This window comes from Bacillota bacterium (genome assembly GCA_013178125.1).
Lineage (GTDB): Bacteria > Bacillota > SHA-98 > Ch115 > JABLXJ01 > JABLXL01.
Window position 1 is genome coordinate 1 of sequence record JABLXJ010000009.1, and the last position, 17,180, is coordinate 17,180.

A 17,180-nucleotide genomic window follows, 5' to 3' on the forward strand; every position below is an offset into this window, starting at 1 on the left:
GCTATGCCTCAGGGGGTGGCCAGACCTGCCCCTGCCAACCTAAGGCCATTGTCTCAGGAAAGCCCCAAAACTTCAAGTCCTGGGCTGTGGATATGGCGCATCTGTGGACTTATGGATAACCCCTTCGAGGTTACCCACAGGGTCCACAGATGCTTGGACAACGCTACGCGTTGACCACATATCCACAGCCCCGGCGACGACTATTTATTCACAGGTATATTTCTTGGAGTCTATTGTGATCTCAGCTAAAGTATACGAGGGGGTATTACCCTCGCAAAATTTCCTCAGTTTCTGTTCTGCTGTTACTTTCCAATACTTTACATAGATAACTACAAAGGCTAAGTTGTGAAGGGACGAAGATGGAAAATCTTCTTGAAGTTTGAGGGATAGGCACCCGAAATCTATCGTCGTAACACTCAAGAAGTTAAGGTTTTGGCGAGATAATAGCATGGTTTTCCAAAATTTCATTTCCACTATGCAGGAAATCAACGAAATGAATCGAAAAAACACATTGGCATGAGCACTGATCATATTTCGTAGACTTTCTGCCGCCTGGTGGCTGGTAGAGCCAGCTAGAAAGGTGGAGAAGGCCCAATATGGTTCCTAATTCCATATTTGGTATCATATCTTTTGCGGGTCCTATTTACAAAACGCATCTGCCTGGCTCATGCACTCCATAGAATTGGAGGGTATCATAATGGCAAGGTTGGAGCGGACACAGAAACCCACCAGTCTATTAGTAGAAGAACTAAAGCAGGGGGGATTGGGGTTCCCCGAGATCCAGAGGGGTTATGTTTGGAATAGGTCTCAAGCCAGAGACCTGATAGATTCCCTTTACCGTGAATACCCGTCAGGTCTCATCCTCCTTTGGAGGCCTGAGGAACTGCCAGAATTACGAGAAGGTCCTGGGGGCTCGACGTTCCAGAGGAGACCAGATTACCTGATTATAGATGGGCAGCAACGTTTAACTTCCCTAAGCCGGGTGTTCGATGGCACAATCAATGTCTATTTCAATGTGGAAGACGAGGTTTTCCAGGTCTATAGCACAAAACTTAAATCCAATCCCTTTTGGGTATCTGTCAAAGATGTGCTCAACGGGGGAGCGATTACGGCCTTACTTAATCTACAGCGAAACTCTAACTTGGATGCGGAAAAACAGACTATCTACGGCCAAAGGTTAGAACGGCTTGCAAAAATCAAAGACTACCTCTATCCTGTGATGATAATTCACACCGATGATTATGAGGAAGTCGCAGAATCCTTCATAAGAATCAATTCAAGGGGAACACGTCTACGAGAGGCCGAATTGGCAATGGCCCGCCTCGCCTTTCACTGGCCGGGATCAATTGTAAGGGAATTTGAGAAGGCATTGGATGAATACGAACAAGCAAATTATGATTTTGAAGCTCGTTTCTTGATGCGGTGCTACGTTGCGGTAGCCACAAACCAAAGTAGGTTCCGTCATCTCGGTGCACTCTGGCAGAAAAGCCAGGGGGAACTAGAAGATATATGGAAAAGGACGAAAAAGGCAATTGATCACACAATCAATTTCCTGAAGAACAACGCGGGTATTGAATCACTGGACTGGATCCCGTCTATCAATGCCCTCGTGCCGCTCGTCGGGTGGTTTTCGAAGAAGGATCTACTTTCAGAAGCGGAAGCAAGGGGCCTTCTTTTCTGGTTCTTTGAAGCCACGATACATGGAAGGTTTACGGGGAGCCCTGAGGCAAGGATTGACCAGGATCTACGAGCTATAGATAGTACCACTCCTCTCGAGAACATGATATTAAATCTCAGGCGTGAAATCGGAAGCTTTGAGGTTACCTCGGAGATGCTAGAGGGCAAACATCAAAGGCATCCTTTTGTTCCCTTACTATTTGTCATTTTTCGCAAGAATGGGGCCACCGACTGGTTTACTGGGACAATATTGAGTTCGACAAATGTAGGGGCCCCGCACCAGCTGGAACTCCATCATGTCTTCCCCAAGGCGATACTAAAACAATCAGGCCTATATGATTCTGACAAGATCGATGACCTGGCCAATATTGTATTTCTGTCCCAACAAGCAAACCGAGCGATCCTCCAATCCTCGCCAGAAAAATACCTACCGGAAATTGAAAAGGAAAAGCTCCAATCACAGCTCGTTCCATTAGACGAACGTCTCTGGAGAGTTGAGAGGTTTACTGAGTTTCTGAAAGAAAGAAGAGATCTATTGGCGAAGGCCATTAATACCTATTTGGGTGAGCTTGGGAGAGACCATCTTTCTAGCGGGAGGACTGTCTCTAGTTGACTGTTCCAGATTAGGTATATCCTCGGAGACCCACATTTTAACTAGATTTGAAGGACGGGGCGGATAATGGAGCCGATTGAGCGTTATCGCGGGTGCCTTCTGGGCCTTGCAGTAGGCGATGCCCTCGGAACCACGTTAGAATTCAGTCAGCCAGGTTCATTTGAGCCAATCAATGACATGATTGGCGGTGGGCCTTTTGATCTCCCGCCTGGCCAGTGGACAGATGATACCTCCATGGCGTTGTGCCTGGCTGACAGTCTGATTGCCTGCGAAGGTTTCAATCCGGTGGATCAATTGGAAAAGTATTTGCGGTGGTATCACGAGGGCTATCTCAGCAGTACGGGCTATTGTTTCGACATCGGTAATACTGTCTATAAGGCACTCATGCGATTTGAAAGGACCCATGAGCCTTATTGCGGTTCCATTGATCCTTATACCGCCGGCAATGGTTCTATTATGCGTCTTGCCCCCGTGCCTATGTTCTATGCCCTAAGCCCTCTGGAGGCAATTGAGAAGGCCGGTGAGAGTTCGCGAACAACTCACCAGGCTCCCGCGGCAATTGACGCCTGTCGATATTTTGGAGGTCTGCTTGTGGGCGCACTTAATGGGGAATCCAAGGATAGGCTGCTTTCAGGACGCTATTCTCCTATCCCTGGGCTTTGGGAAGATAAGCCGCTTGTGCCTGAGGTCGATGAGATTGCTTCGGGATCTTTCAAGCACCGAAATCCTCCCAAGATACGCGGTACAGGTTATGTTGTGGAATCGCTCGAAGCGGCCCTTTGGGCCTTCTACAATAGCGATTCTTTCGAGGAAGGGTGCCTTCTAGCGGTCAACCTCGGTAACGACGCAGACACCACAGGTGCGGTCTATGGGCAACTCGCTGGGGCGTTTTATGGAGAACAAAACATTCCAGAATCATGGCGCATGAAGATCGCCCATCGGGATTTAATTGTTAACATGGCTGAGCAGCTTTTCGCCCTATCCAGAAAAGGACGATAAAATATGTCTGTCCCATGGAGTGAACGCAGATGCAGGAATGTAGTATAGAAGCGGGAATGGTGATAATGGGCCCGATGTTCCCTGAGCCGGTAAGGGTCCTTGCTGCCAGGTATATCGGCTCAAGCAGGGTCAAGATCGAGGCTGTCGGAGTCAATTCAAAGAAGTATTACGATCCAATTCTTGGCCTTGATGAACTATCTCGACTGACGACATCCCAAGGGGATACCCTCAACTTCACTGGTGACGGTGAACGGCTTTTTCTTTTCCTTGAGGCACACCGTATTCGCAATGCCTTTCAGTTTGACCCTTATTATGGTGTGAGCGTTTCCCAGGTAGATGCTCTGCCGCACCAGATCGAGGCGGTATATCACTATATTCTCAAGAACCCGAATATCCGGTTTCTATTGGCTGACGACCCAGGAGCGGGAAAGACCATTATGGCCGGGCTTGTTCTCAAGGAATTGAAATACCGGGGGCTGGTGAACCGCACGCTCATCATTGTTCCGGGGCATCTGAAAGGTCAGTGGCTCAGGGAAATGAGAGAACGATTTCAAGAGAACTTCATCATTGTTGACCGCGGTGTTATGAATGCCACCTGGGGGCAGAATGTTTGGACGGAACGCCACCAGGTCATCACTTCGCTGGATTTCGCGAAACAGGAGGACGTGATGTTCACCCTTAAGGATTCCTCCTGGGATCTGGTGATCGTGGATGAGGCTCACAAGATGTCTGCATATAAGTACGGTGACAAGATTGACAAGACCGTTCGGTATCAGTTTGGGGAATTGATCTCGGAAATTGCCAAGTACCTTCTCTTTCTGACTGCGACACCCCATCGTGGCGACCCAGAGAACTTCCGTCTCTTCTTGGATCTCCTGCAGCCAGGGTTTTTTGCCAACACCAAGATGCTTGCTGAGTCTATTAAAGATAAGGATAACCCCCTCTTCTTAAGGCGACTCAAGGAGGACCTCAAAGGATTTGATAATTCCCCTCTCTTCCCGCCCCGGCGGGTGGAGACGATAAAGTATCGGCTGAGCGAGCAAGAGAAGAAGCTTTATAACGCTGTCACGAAATATGTGGAACAGAACTTCAATAAGGCGCTACAAAAGGAAAAGCGGAATGTCACATTCGCCCTTACCATTCTGCAGAGGAGGCTTGCTTCTAGCATCAGGGCAGTACGCAAGTCTCTGGAGCGTCGCCGCAATAGGCTTGAAGAGCTGTACAGGAAGGGACAGATTCTCCAGGAGGCAGGATACTCTGAGAATTATTTAGAGGATCTCGAAGAAAGCCAGCGCTGGGAAAAAGAGGAGGAACTTCTCGAGAAGCTTACTTCAGCTGACTCTCTTGAGGAACTTCAGGATGAGATCAATAATCTGGATGAACTCGTAGGCTTGGCAAAAGAGGCTGAGAAGGGCGAAATTGAGACAAAGCTGGTACGAATCAAAGAGGTCTTGGATCAGGAGAGAATACGCGAGACGGGGACTAAGCTGCTTATTTTCACCGAATCAAAGGATACGATGGAGTATCTAGCGGAAAAACTGCGTCAATGGGGGTATATCGTTACTGTTATTCATGGCGGGATGAACATGGATGACCGCATCAGGGCTGAACATGAATTCAAGAATAGAGCACAGATCATGGTAGCCACTGAGGCGGCCGGCGAGGGTATCAACCTGCAATTCTGTTGGTTGATGGTGAACTACGATATCCCCTGGAACCCTAATCGCCTGGAGCAGAGGATGGGGCGCATTCACCGATATGGTCAGCGAAATGAAGTGCATATTTATAATCTGGTAGCAGTGGACACCCGCGAAGGAAGGATTTTGGAGAAGCTCTTTGAGAAGCTGGATCGTATGAAGGAACATCTGGGAAGCGACCGTGTGTTTGACGTAATTGGGGATGTATTGCCCGGAACAAGCCTGAAGGACCTTATACTCGATGCCATCTCTAGTCGGAGAACCATGGAGGATATCCTGGCCGAGATGGAGAGGATTCCAGATGAGGAAGCTATCCAGAAGGTCAAGGAGGCCACCATGGAAGCCCTGGCTACTCGGCATATAGACCTTTCTCGAATCCTGGGGGAACAGAGAACGGCCGTGGAAAACCGGCTGGTGCCAGAGTATATCGAAAGATTCTTTCTCCGTGCGGCGCAGATGATCGGCATAAGGGTGGAAAAGCGCCAAGACGGCTTTTGGCGGATTACAGCTATCCCATTCGAGGTGCGCAACCAGCCCTATGAGTTCAAGGTAAAATATGGCGAAGTACAGCGGGAATACCTGAAGGTAGCCTTCGATAAGGTTATAGCCTTTAAGGGGCAGGCTGAGTTCGTAACCATGGGGCATCCCCTAATGGAAGCTGTATTAGAAACCGTACTTAAGGGATACAGACAGGACGCAGATAAAGGAGCAGTATTTATCGACCCTGATGGCAAGCTCGATGGGCTACTATGGTTCATGACCGGGGAAGTCAAGGACGGGAAGGGCGATGTTGCAGGTCGTAGATTGCTTTGCGTCTATCAGACATCTGGTGGACAGCTCTTTCCTATCAACCCTTCGATTCTCTGGGATTTGAAGCCTGGGGAAGAAAATACCCCCCGTTGTTCACAGGCCGAAACCACGATATTTTCCAGGGAAGATGTCATAGATTTTGCTATCGAGCACCAGCTTACACCGTACAGGGACGAGCTCTTGGCACAAAGGCAGAGAGACGCCGAGATTAAAGCCAAATATGGTCTAAGATCTATTGACTCCATGATCCTGGAATCAGAGGCCAAATTGACCGAGTACGAAACGAGAAAGATCAAGGGTGAGAGCATTCCTGAAGTCGCTATTCTGCAGGAGCGACGAAGAAGGGAGGATCTCGAGGGAAAAAGGCAAAGGCTCCTTGATGATATCCGGGCTCATACAAATCTTTATCCTTCTGAGCCTAATGTGCTTTCCGTTATCCGTGTAATTCCGGGCGCACCCCGAGGAGATATGAATGGCGACGAGGACATAGAAAGGGTTGGTATGGAAGTCGCTATGGAATATGAGCGAAGTCAGGGTAGGACTCCCGAAGACGTATCCCTGCAGTCCCTTGGTTATGATGTTCGTTCAGCGGACATATGCGGAGATTATCGCTACATAGAGGTAAAGGCCCGCGCCAGGACAGGAGCTATCGCCTTAACCCCAAATGAGTGGCTGATGGCTAACCGCCTGGGTGATGAGTATTGGCTATATGTTGTAGAAAATGCGACCAGCACCCCAGTTCTATTCACCTTACAGAACCCGGCGGCCCAACTTAAACCTGAAGAAGAGGTAGGCATAGTTCGCTATATCGTAAAAGACTGGCGAGAGAAGGCCTGTGTTGTTGGAGAGGGGCAGTTATAAATGGCAAGGAGATCATTCATAGAAGCAAGTTTCCCAGTCCAAGCAGTAAGCGAGGAATCAGCAAAGGAGAAAAACATCCGCCATGGACATATCTCGACGCTCCATATTTGGTGGGCAAGAAAGCCATTAGCTTCATCGCGTGCCACCATTTATGCTGCTTTGATCCCAGAGCCAGAAGATGAACAGGAGAGGATAGCCAAGGCGAGCTTTATATCAAATCTATGTAAGTGGGAGAACTCGTCCAAGTCATATTACCTGGAACGAGCTAGGCGGGACATCCTGACATCATATGGCGGTAATTCCCCTAAGGTCTTAGACCCTTTCGCTGGGGGTGGCTCCATGCCTCTCGAGGCCTTGAGATTGGGTTGTGAGACCTATGCCAGCGATCTTAACCCCGTAGCCGTGCTAATTGAAAAGGCAACTCTAGAGTTTCCGCAGCGATATGGCAAGGCGCAGAGAAGAAAAGAGAAAACCCCCATGGGGGAAATAGACAAGGAAGTCAATCCGCTCCTGGAAGACGTCAAGTATTGGGGAAATTGGGTTCTGGAAGAGGCTAGGCGAGAGCTTGAATGTTTCTATCCTGATGAACCTGATGGAAGTATCCCTGTGGGTTACTATTGGATGCATACTGTGCATTGTCAAAACCCGGCATGTGGTTGCGAGATACCTTTAACAGCCAATTGGTGGCTAGCGAAGAAAGATAATAAGAGGGTAGCTCTACGCGTAGTGCCAAGAGGTAACAAAATCGGCTTTGAGATTGTCGAGGGGGGAAAAATCGACTTTGATCCCGAGGAAGGAACCGTCGCGAGGGCCAAAGTGATATGCCCCTGCTGTGGCAGCGGCCTTTCGGACAAAGAGGTGCGTAGGCAATTCCAGGAGGGGAAAGCAAGCCAACGAATGGTAGCCGTGGTACTCCATCATCCCCACAGACAGGGCAAAACCTACCGGCTTGCAAACGAGCAAGACCTGGCCGTCTTTCAGGAAGCGGAAAGATATCTAGAAAAGAAGAGAGAGGAGCTATGGGATAAGTGGGGGATTGACCCGGTGCCAGATGAACCACTTGGACGAGTTCCTGTTACCTTCGGAGTAATCAATGTATGGGTCTATGGAATGAATAGTTGGGGCGACCTTTTCAATTTTCGACAGAAGCTGGCTCTCATCACCTTTGAGGAGAAGGTGCGGCAGGCGCACGAGAAGATGCTGGCTGAGGGGTACGAGGAGGAATACGCCAGGGCGGTGGCGACGTACTTGGCGTTTGGCGTGGATCGGCTAGCTTCACATCTAGCGGTGCTGGTAAGATGGCGGCCTGACGCTCTTTCTTTTGAAAGAGTATTTGATAGGCAGGCTTTGCCTATGGTTTGGGATTACGGTGAAGTCAACTCGTTTAGTGATGCAAGGGGACAATGGGATTTAGAACCAATACTGGAAGTGGTCAACTCTCTTTCGGTGGTTTCTGCTCCCGCCACTGTTACCCAGGCCTCCGCTATCTCATTGCCCCACCCTGACGACTACTTTGACGCCGTGGTCACCGACCCGCCGTACTACGATAATGTACCCTACTCCTACCTTTCCGACTTTTTCTACATCTGGCTTAAACGAACGATAGGGCATTTATACCCTGACCTTCTTGCTACTCCTCTTACCCCTAAATCTGAGGAAATCGTAGCTTATTCGCATGGTGAAGACGGCTTTGGAGGAGGCAAGAGGTTCTTTGAAGATATGATCACCAAGGCCTTCCGGGAGATCTATCGTGTTCTAAAGCCTGAAGGTATCGCCGTAATTGTTTTTGCCCATAAGACTACTGATGCCTGGGAAACTATCATAAATGCCTTATTAGAGTCTGGACTCTATCTTACTGCCTCCTGGCCATTAAATACCGAAATGAAAGCGCGCCTTAGAGCTAAAGAATCTGCAGCTTTGGCTTCTTCCATTTACATGGTCTGTCGCAAAAGGACAACGAAAGAGACAGCTTACTTCAACGAAATCAAGCCTCAGGTAGAAAAGAGGATTCGTGAAAAGCTCGACCAGTTTTGGAATGAAGGGATCAGCGGCAGCGACTTCTTCATTGCAGCCATCGGCCCCGCCTTGGAGGTATTCGGCCGGTATGAGAAGGTGGAGACTTATTCCGGGGAACCAATATCGGCAGAGAACCTGCTCGAGTTGATCCGCAGGACGGTTAGTGAATATGCTTTGGCCAGGATTCTCAAGGGTAGTCACCTGGGTGGAATCGATGCGGAAACCCGTTTCTACTTACTCTGGCGCTGGACATATAACGGTGCTAAGGTCCTCTTCGATGAGGCCCGTAAACTCGCTAATGCTGTGGGAATTGAGCTTACAGAGCACTGGAATAACGGCTTTATTAGGAAGGATAAGGAATTCATTAGTGTACTGGGTCCCAAGGAACGGGACAGGAAGTTTCTGGAGAAGGAAAGGCTCAATAGCATGGTGGATGTCCTTCATGCCTGCCTTCTTCTATGGGAGAAAAATGAGCGGAAGCGCATTACGGAAGTCCTCGAAGATACAGGGTATCTTTATAACAATGCCTTCTGGCAAGTGGCCCAGTCTATCTCTGAAGTGCTGCCGCCAGGGGAAAAGGAAAGGCAAATGCTACAGGGTTTCCTTTATGGCAGGGAGACTTATCAGAAGACCCAAGATGGCAATAGTGAAAAACAAGGTCGCCTGTTTTAAGGTCGCATTTATCGGGAGGTGTAAGTTGTGAGCTTACCAGCATGGTGGCAGGTGGTGACGCCTCATAAAGATATCCGGGAAAAGTCCTTCAGTGAAGCAGTCTTTGCTGCCGACCTTGGTGACGTCTTAAGTGGAACCGCTCCGCAGGAGTATGGTGATCCTCGCCTCTTCTTTGAAAAAACCTATATTACCGCAGGGCTGGCGAACCTTGTCCGTAATGTCCTGTCGCGGCTGACTACTGGCCAAGGAGATCCTGTAATTCAATTGCAGACCCCTTTTGGTGGGGGTAAGACTCACTCTCTCTTAACCCTTTATCACCTAGTTAATTCCTTTGACCATGTCAGCCACCTGAGTCAAGTTCAGGAGATGGTAGCAGGCCGCAGGCTTCTTGGTACGCGTGTGGCAGCTTTCGTAGGCACATCAGCAGACCCTGTAAAAGGAAGAACACCCTGGGGCGAGATTGCCTATCAATTTGGCTGTTATGAGATCGTTAAGGAACACGATGAACGTCGGGTGGCCCCAGGCAAGGAACGCATAAAAGAGATCCTCCAAAAAAGTGGGCCAACCCTTATCCTCATCGACGAATTGCTGCAATATGTAGTCAAGGCCAATCGGGTGGAGAAGGTAGATAAGATTACACAAGGGCAGACTTTGGCTTTCCTGCAGGAACTGTCAGAAGCAGTAGCCACGTCAGATAGGTCAGTCCTGGTCCTGACGCTGCCAGCTAGCATTTTGGAACAATACGATGAAGAGGCGGAAAAAGCCTTGTCTCAGATGCAAAAAGTGTCAGGCCGACTGGAAAGCATCTATGTACCTGTGGATGGAATGGAGCTCTATGAGGTAATCCGCAAACGCCTGTTCGAAGACTATGGGGATTCCAGGCTACATCGTCAAGTGGCAGAATGGTACTTCAAATCTTATCAAGGACTAGGCAGCGACGTGCCGAGTGAGGTAAAGGAGGTAGCTTACAGAGATAAGATAGAGCGAGCCTATCCCTTTCATCCTGAATTCATTGATGTCCTGTATGAACGTTGGGGGTCCTTCCCCACATTTCAGCGCACCCGTGGGGTTCTTAGGCTCCTGGCCCAAGTTGTCGGCGATTTGTACGAGCGCAAGGTTTCTGGACCTCTAATCCATTCATCAATGGTAGATTTGTCTCACCCGGCAGTGAGAAGGGAGTTTATCAAGCATATCGGCAATGAATATGACAGCATTATTGCAGCCGATATTGCAGGTAAAGCACGGCGGATCGACCGAGAAATGGGTAGCGAATACGAGAAGTATAGTATCGCCAACGGACTGGCCACATCTATCTTCCTGCATTCCTTTAGCGGCGGGGAGCGCAGAGGGGCGACTCTCCCCTGGCTGAGGGTTTCGTTACTACGAGAGGGAATTCCGTCTACTATAGTGGGAGATGCCGTAAGTAAGCTCGAAGATTCTCTTTGGTATTTCCATAAAGAGAAACGCTCTTACAGTTTCAAGAATCAGCCAAATCTAAACCGGATTATAGTGGATAAGGAAGACGCTATCGAGCCCGAACAGGTCCAGAATACTCTTCGTGAGTATCTAAGTAAGTTATCAAAGGGTGCCCCTTTTGATGCATATCTATGGCCAAAGGCCTCAGGGGATGTGCCTGACCACAGGCGACTTAAATTAGTGCTCCTAGGACTCGATCTCAAGCATGGGCAAAACGAGACGGATCGGCTTGCTAAGGAGCTAATAGACAATGCGGGCTCCTCTTTCCGCATTTACAGGAATACGATCTTTATTATGGCTCTGGACCCCGGTGCTTATATTAACCTAGAAAAGCAATTGAGACGTTTCCTTGCCCTGAAGGAAATTTCTGGTGATACGAGTATCATTTTAACTCCCGATGCCAGGGGGGAACTCCAAACCAGGCTTAAGCAATTGGAAGACGACCTCCCATTCCAAGTCGTCGCTACATATCGGCACGTAGCGTGGTACAGTACTGGTGGGCTCGTTTGGCATGATATGGGATTACCTACTGTAGGAGAGTCGTCGTCTATCGCTAAACGAGTATTCCAGTATCTGAAAGATGAGGAAAGGATTTTGGCTTCCCTTACGCCAAAGTTGATTCTTGATAAGGCTTTTGGCGATGGTGAAATAGAAAAGAGCCTGCAAGAAATCTACGACATCTTCCTAAAAACACCTGGGCTACCTTGCCTGGAAAATGAGACGGTGCTCATAGAGGCTGCCAAGCAGGGAACAAGATCAGGACTCTTGGGACTGCGTATTGACGGTACCCTCTATTTTGAAGAGTCTCCGCCTGACCCACCTATGGAGGCTCTCCTGCTGCCACCTGCAAGGGCAGCAGAAGAGAAAAAGGCTAGTTGGGAGGCTAGCTATGCCCCAGGAGACACTACCTCTGCCAGTAGTTACAAAGGTATTGTTCCAATAAGACCGGGCAATGTGATGGATGGGGCCGAAGATAAGAAAGTGACTGTTGAGGGGGAGCCCCTACAGCCTGCCCAATCCCGAGTCAAACGAGTTGCCATCAAGGCCGCCATTCCTTGGGACAAACTCTCGCAGATAGTTACTGGTGTCATTCGCCCACTGAAGGCTCTTGGGTCTGATCCGGAGATCGTTATCGAGATCAAAGCGGAGGCCGAAAATGGTTTTGATCGCACAACACTGGATAGTAAAGTAAGGGAGACTTTACTACAGTTGGGTTCGAACATAGTGGAATGGAAGGAAAACTGAGGTGGGCAACGTTGGTAGTCATTAGCACGAAGGTCTCACTATAGATTCCCATCGTAAGCAGGTCCTCGAGTGCCATAGATATCTAGTTTTCCATAGGGTTACTCGGGAAGGGGTTGGCCCGTATGTCTATGGGTTACCTGCACTCTGTATTGACATTAGTCTTCATAAGCATAACAGTTTTCATAACGATAGTTATCGGAGTTAGATTTGGCTTTCGCCTCAAGGGGCAAAGGCTTTGGCTCATGCTGTCGTTCCTCTGTTCCGTATCATCTGTCTCGAGTTCCGTCATACATTATACCGTTCAGTGGGAATTAATAATCGACGTGGTTCAGCTTGCTAGTCTAGCAACAGTTTTCTCGGCAATTGCTGCATTCGGGGTGATTGTCGAACTAGCTCGATGCCCTCTTGTGTACACCAGCATCTGTTCTACCGAGATTACAGATCCACTAGGTATTGTTGTTTATCCAGGTCATGATGTAAAGGTCAATCTGTATGTGCATAATTGTTCAAAAATTACTGCAAATGATGTTGTAATACAAGCATTATTACCACCACCAGTGACGGTGTTAAGTATTGATACCCCGACCGTCAGTAACATTACACAAGACGGCCATTGCGCGGAGGTCCATTTTGACAGTGATCGAAGTTACAACCCAGTACATCCTTTTACCTATTCCTCTTTCTCCATGACAATTCGCAGTGAAAACCTGTCCTTTCCCATTCCGATAATAGTCTATGCGATGGCAAAAGACATGCCTAGAATAGGGCATACCTTCTTTCTGACCATAGAACCCCTTGATTTGCATAGACGACAGCTATGGAAGATTCTTAAGCGAACTCACTTACCTCTGGTTAGAACAAGGGAACTGTATTTTCTCTATCAGAGATTGCTTTCGTTGGCATTGTTTATCTTGGCTATACTTCCTTGGTTATTGTGATTGTGACTATCATAGTCTTCTCGTGGCTTGGCTATCAGTGGTGAGACTATGTGATTTTAAAGGCACTCGGGGGCGATTATGGCAACGGGTCAAAGTAATAGTATCTCAGAGATTACCTCACGCCCCCAACACCATAACGTATGAATCCCTCTCAAAACCCATGAGGCACGGTGGCGTTATAAGCTACTTTTCTGCGGATCGTGTTCATAGTCAATCCGATTGGTAAATATGAATACTGAAGGATGAATGTCGAAATGCACACTCGTATTGAAGTTATTGGTAAGGAATCTCCCCACTTGGCCACCGTAGAGGCCCTTTGGAGAGCCAATGCCTCGACTCTTGGTTTCCTTCCAGAGGGAGCATTTATCGAGTACGCCACCCGAGGGAATATAATTGGTGCTTTGGATGATGATGGGAAGTGCATTGGCTATTTGATGTTTCGAAAAACGCACGGCCGGGTCACCATTGTTCATCTCTGCGTTGACAGGTTATATCGTCGCAAGGGAGTAGCGCGTGAACTTGTCAATCATCTTATCTGTCTCACCCAAGATTCCCTAGGGATCGGTCTGACATGTCGCCGGGACTTTGAAGCAAGCAGGCTTTGGCCTGAGTTAGGCTTTGTTGCTCTATACGATAAGATTGGCAAAAACCGACAAGGTATTAACCTTACTTTCTGGTGGCTCGATCACGGGCATCCAACCCTGTTCACTTTGCCTCAAACAGAACAACCGCTATCCAAGTTTCGTGTTGTTATTGACATGAACATCTTTCTCGACTTACAGGACCATGCCAATCCCGGCGCCGAGGAGTCCAAATCATTACAAGCCGATTGGTTACAAGAGAGTCTTGAACTGTGCATGACCGAGGAAGTGTTCAATGAGATAGACCGAATTAAAGATCCCGAGGAAAGGAACCGACGACGGGCAATGGCGCACATGTTTACCATTGTTAGGTGCAACAGCCAGGCTTTTGAATCTGCATTGCAGTCAACGCGTAGATTCTTTCCCGAAGTCATGAGCGAGAGTGACAAGTCTGACCATCGTCACCTGGCAAGAACCGTAGCATCTGGAGAGCAGTTCTTTGTAACCCGCGATGAAGACCTATTGCGAATCGCAGATGACTTGTATGAGGCTGTTGGTATTTCGGTGGTTTCTCCGTCTGAGGTGGTTATTAGACTAGATGAATTGCTCAGGGAGGCTGAGTATCACCCTGCTCGGCTAGCCGGTACAGCTTTTCATATAGGCCGTGTTTGCAGCGGGCAAGAAAGGGCAATGTTGGATGTCTTCCGCTGTGCGAATAAAAGGGAAAGGAAGTCTGATTTTTCCCAGCAGATGCGTCGTTTTCTTGCTTATCCGCAGAGATTTACCTGCCTTATTGTTTCCAATGAACAGCGGGAACCGGTCGCGTTGGTTGTATATGATAAAGGAAACGAACATGTGTTAGAAATTCCGATAATTCGAATCCGACCGGGGCCTTTAGAGGGAACCATAGCGCGACACTTAATCTCCCGAGCGGTGACGCTCTCATCGAGGGAAAGGCGGGTTTTGACAAAAATTAGTGACCACTATAGCAGCGATGTCATAATAGCCGCCCTTCGTGAAGGCGGTTTTATTCAGGCTAATGAGGAATGGATAAAAGTGAATCTGGCAGTTGCGGAGCCTGCTGCGCGACTCTCTGAACGTCTAGCCAGTCTGATTCAAATACACGGACTCGAGCATGAATGCTTCACTCGTCTTATGAGTACTCTTGGCATACATGAAGCAACCATGGACCCTCAAATTGCTGCACAGATCGAACATTTATTGTGGCCTGCAAAGATTATTGATGCAAATATACCCACGTTTGTCATCCCTATTAAACCCAAATGGGCGCAACATCTATTCGACGAAAACTTGGCTAGACAAACATTATTTGGGGCCATACCAGAAATCGCGCTGAACCAAGAGGCTGTGTATTATCGTGCGGTTCGTCCGTCTGGCGGGCTAGTGGCGCCTGGGCGGATTTTATGGTACGTTAGCTATGATAGACGTTACCCTGGGTCTGGGCAAGTACGGGCGTGTTCTCGCCTTGATGAGATTGTAATTGATCTCCCGCAGGTTCTATACCGGCGGTTTCGTCGGTTAGGTGTATATACGTGGCGGGATGTTCTCAGGGGGGTACATGGACGCCCCGACAGTGTCATGATGGCTATTCGGTTTAGCAATACAGAATTATTTGCTAATCCCATTCCATGGCAAGTACTTCAGGATATCCTACAAGCGGAGGGCCATAAGTCCCAGATTCAATCGCCGCTGCGTATCCCAAACCGTATCTTTGAGAAACTATACGTCTTAGGCACACGAGTTAACGAGGGGTGAGGTATATGCAAGAAAAATCGATACTACTCCTGTCAATCCGTTCTCAGTATGCAGAAAGAATTTTCAATGGGGCGAAGACGGTTGAACTTCGGCGGGTACGCCCGAGGGTCCGGGAAGGCGATTGGGTCCTAGTCTATGTTCCATCTCCCGTTAAGGCCATAATGGGTGGATTTAGAGTCAGGAGCGTTGTGGAGGCGGCACCCTGTGACCTTTGGTACAGAGTTAAGCATTTTGCATGTGTGTCCCGCCAGAAGTTCGATACCTATTATGCTGGAGCATCTATAGGCTTCGGTATCTTCCTATACAATCCCAGGCTCCTTAAATATCCAATAAGCCTTGGATATCTGAGACAATTCTGGCCTGGCTTCCGAGCGCCTCAAGGATATCGCTATGTGCCAATCAATGCTATTAGCTTTCTTGGAATCACTGACCAATTGCTGACCGTCACCGGGATGGAACAACTTGAGATGGTTCTATGAAGATAAGAGGTCGGTTTGATGCTCAGTCATATTCCATGGGGTCTATTGTAATTCCAGCCCAGATATGCAGGCCAGAGTATACGAGGGGAGATAGTATGAAGCAAGGCAGTTATACTATTGCGTTTATGCCATGGGCATTTCTAGGCAGCGAACTTCTTGTTGGCAATTACCGAATATGGAATTTTTGGGCTCTATGAGACAAGTATGTGACTGATCCCTTAGTAAGGACTACGCTTGAAAAATACTTCTCCCGCTATCTCTACACAAAGCTACGACCTGGATTCCAGGAGGTCGTCTGCGAGAGTCTGTCAGTAATATCACCGGGGCAAGGGTTAAATGTAGACGATATCGAAAACGTTCTAAGAGTAGCGCGGGCAGTAGCTTTCTCAGCGATTATGGATGACCCGTGGGAAAGGGTTTCAACAGATACTTGGGCCGTCTATTTCCAAAATTATTCTCCCGGCCATTCAGGCATCACTATTGGAGATTCATACTTTTCGTCGGTAGACCTGGTGAAGTTCCTCAGGCCATACTCTGCTTATGAACCACTTGTTCCGTTTTGCGGTAACAAATTTTTGTCTGGATTGGGAGAAATAGTCGGCAGTAAAGGGGAAGAAATCCAAAGGATTTTCACTGCGCTTGAATGGTTCTGTCGCGCGTGGACCCGAAATGAGATGGTCAGTGATTGGTCAAGAATTGTGTGTTTGGTGATAGCCTTTGAGTCTCTGTTTGATTTTGACAACAAGTTTGAATTCATGAGTAAGGTGAAGGAGATTGTCCGAGACCCAGCGCCAATCAATGAGACGCGCAAGATTCCAAACCAGGACTGCAGGGAAAAGACGGAAAGAGAAATGACTCGAAGCCTTGTTGAGTGGTGGGCTTACGACCTTTACAATCTTCGAAACGCTATCGTCCATGGAAGGACTCCGGACCCAAGCAGGCTCACCTACAAGGGAAACAAGTCACATCTTATAATTGCAAAGAGAGTTTTTGAGAAAGCTATCAAACGGTGCCTAGTTGAGCTAAATCTATATCCCATGAGCGAAATAGAGGAAATCTTCGAGTCTGAGCCTATAGATCAATGGCTTTCACAGGCAGATGAATAGGGTGGACTCTTGGGCTTGACCCATAGGGGGAATTCCCGCCCAATTCCCTTAAATGGGGCAAAGGCCAAAAAGGAAAAGACTCCCTGGTAATTTGGGTTCTCTTTTGTCCGTCAGATGTAATATTTAATATTCAATAATAACCGGGAATGAACGGGAATTGATGCATGAACGGGCCAGATATCTCGGCGGCTGCGGCAACCCCACCTAGGACGCCTGGTAGTAAAGATATATAGT

The 17,180-nt window shown here is 48.3% G+C and carries 8 protein-coding genes; all 8 read left to right on the forward strand.

The window, feature by feature from the left end:
- Nucleotides 1-697: 697 nt before the first annotated feature.
- The 8 genes from HPY71_08955 (at nucleotide 698) to HPY71_08990 (ending at nucleotide 16,946) form a co-directional block, all read left to right on the forward strand.
- Nucleotides 698-2,290: a DUF262 domain-containing protein gene (locus HPY71_08955; protein NPV53640.1), complete on the forward strand. Its 1,593-nt coding sequence runs from the start codon at nucleotides 698-700 to the stop codon at nucleotides 2,288-2,290.
- 66 nt (nucleotides 2,291-2,356) lie between these two features.
- The gene (locus tag HPY71_08960; protein NPV53641.1) at nucleotides 2,357-3,289 is read left to right on the forward strand and encodes an ADP-ribosylglycohydrolase family protein; all 933 of its coding nucleotides are present in this window, start codon (nucleotides 2,357-2,359) and stop codon (nucleotides 3,287-3,289) included.
- A gap of 29 nt (nucleotides 3,290-3,318) precedes the next feature.
- Nucleotides 3,319-6,657, forward strand: a complete 3,339-nt coding sequence (locus tag HPY71_08965) for a DUF3883 domain-containing protein (protein ID NPV53642.1) — start codon at nucleotides 3,319-3,321, stop codon at nucleotides 6,655-6,657.
- The gene (locus HPY71_08970; GenBank protein ID NPV53643.1) at nucleotides 6,658-9,345 is read left to right on the forward strand and encodes a DUF1156 domain-containing protein; all 2,688 of its coding nucleotides are present in this window, start codon (nucleotides 6,658-6,660) and stop codon (nucleotides 9,343-9,345) included.
- A 27-nt stretch (nucleotides 9,346-9,372) separates the two neighbouring features.
- Entirely contained in the window at nucleotides 9,373-12,066 is a 2,694-nt protein-coding gene (locus tag HPY71_08975) for an ATP-binding protein (GenBank protein ID NPV53644.1), read from the forward strand.
- Nucleotides 12,067-13,246: 1,180 nt separating this feature from the next.
- Nucleotides 13,247-15,361, forward strand: coding sequence for a GNAT family N-acetyltransferase (locus HPY71_08980; protein ID NPV53645.1), 2,115 nt, complete (start codon nucleotides 13,247-13,249; stop codon nucleotides 15,359-15,361).
- Between the two features lie 5 nt (nucleotides 15,362-15,366).
- Nucleotides 15,367-15,840 carry an ASCH domain-containing protein gene (locus tag HPY71_08985; GenBank protein ID NPV53646.1) on the forward strand — a complete coding sequence of 158 codons (474 nt, stop codon included), beginning with the start codon at nucleotides 15,367-15,369 and terminating at the stop codon, nucleotides 15,838-15,840.
- Nucleotides 15,841-16,046: 206 nt separating this feature from the next.
- Complete coding sequence (locus HPY71_08990; GenBank protein NPV53647.1) at nucleotides 16,047-16,946, forward strand: hypothetical protein; 900 nt, start codon at nucleotides 16,047-16,049, stop codon at nucleotides 16,944-16,946.
- The last annotated feature ends 234 nt before the right edge of the window (nucleotides 16,947-17,180 follow it).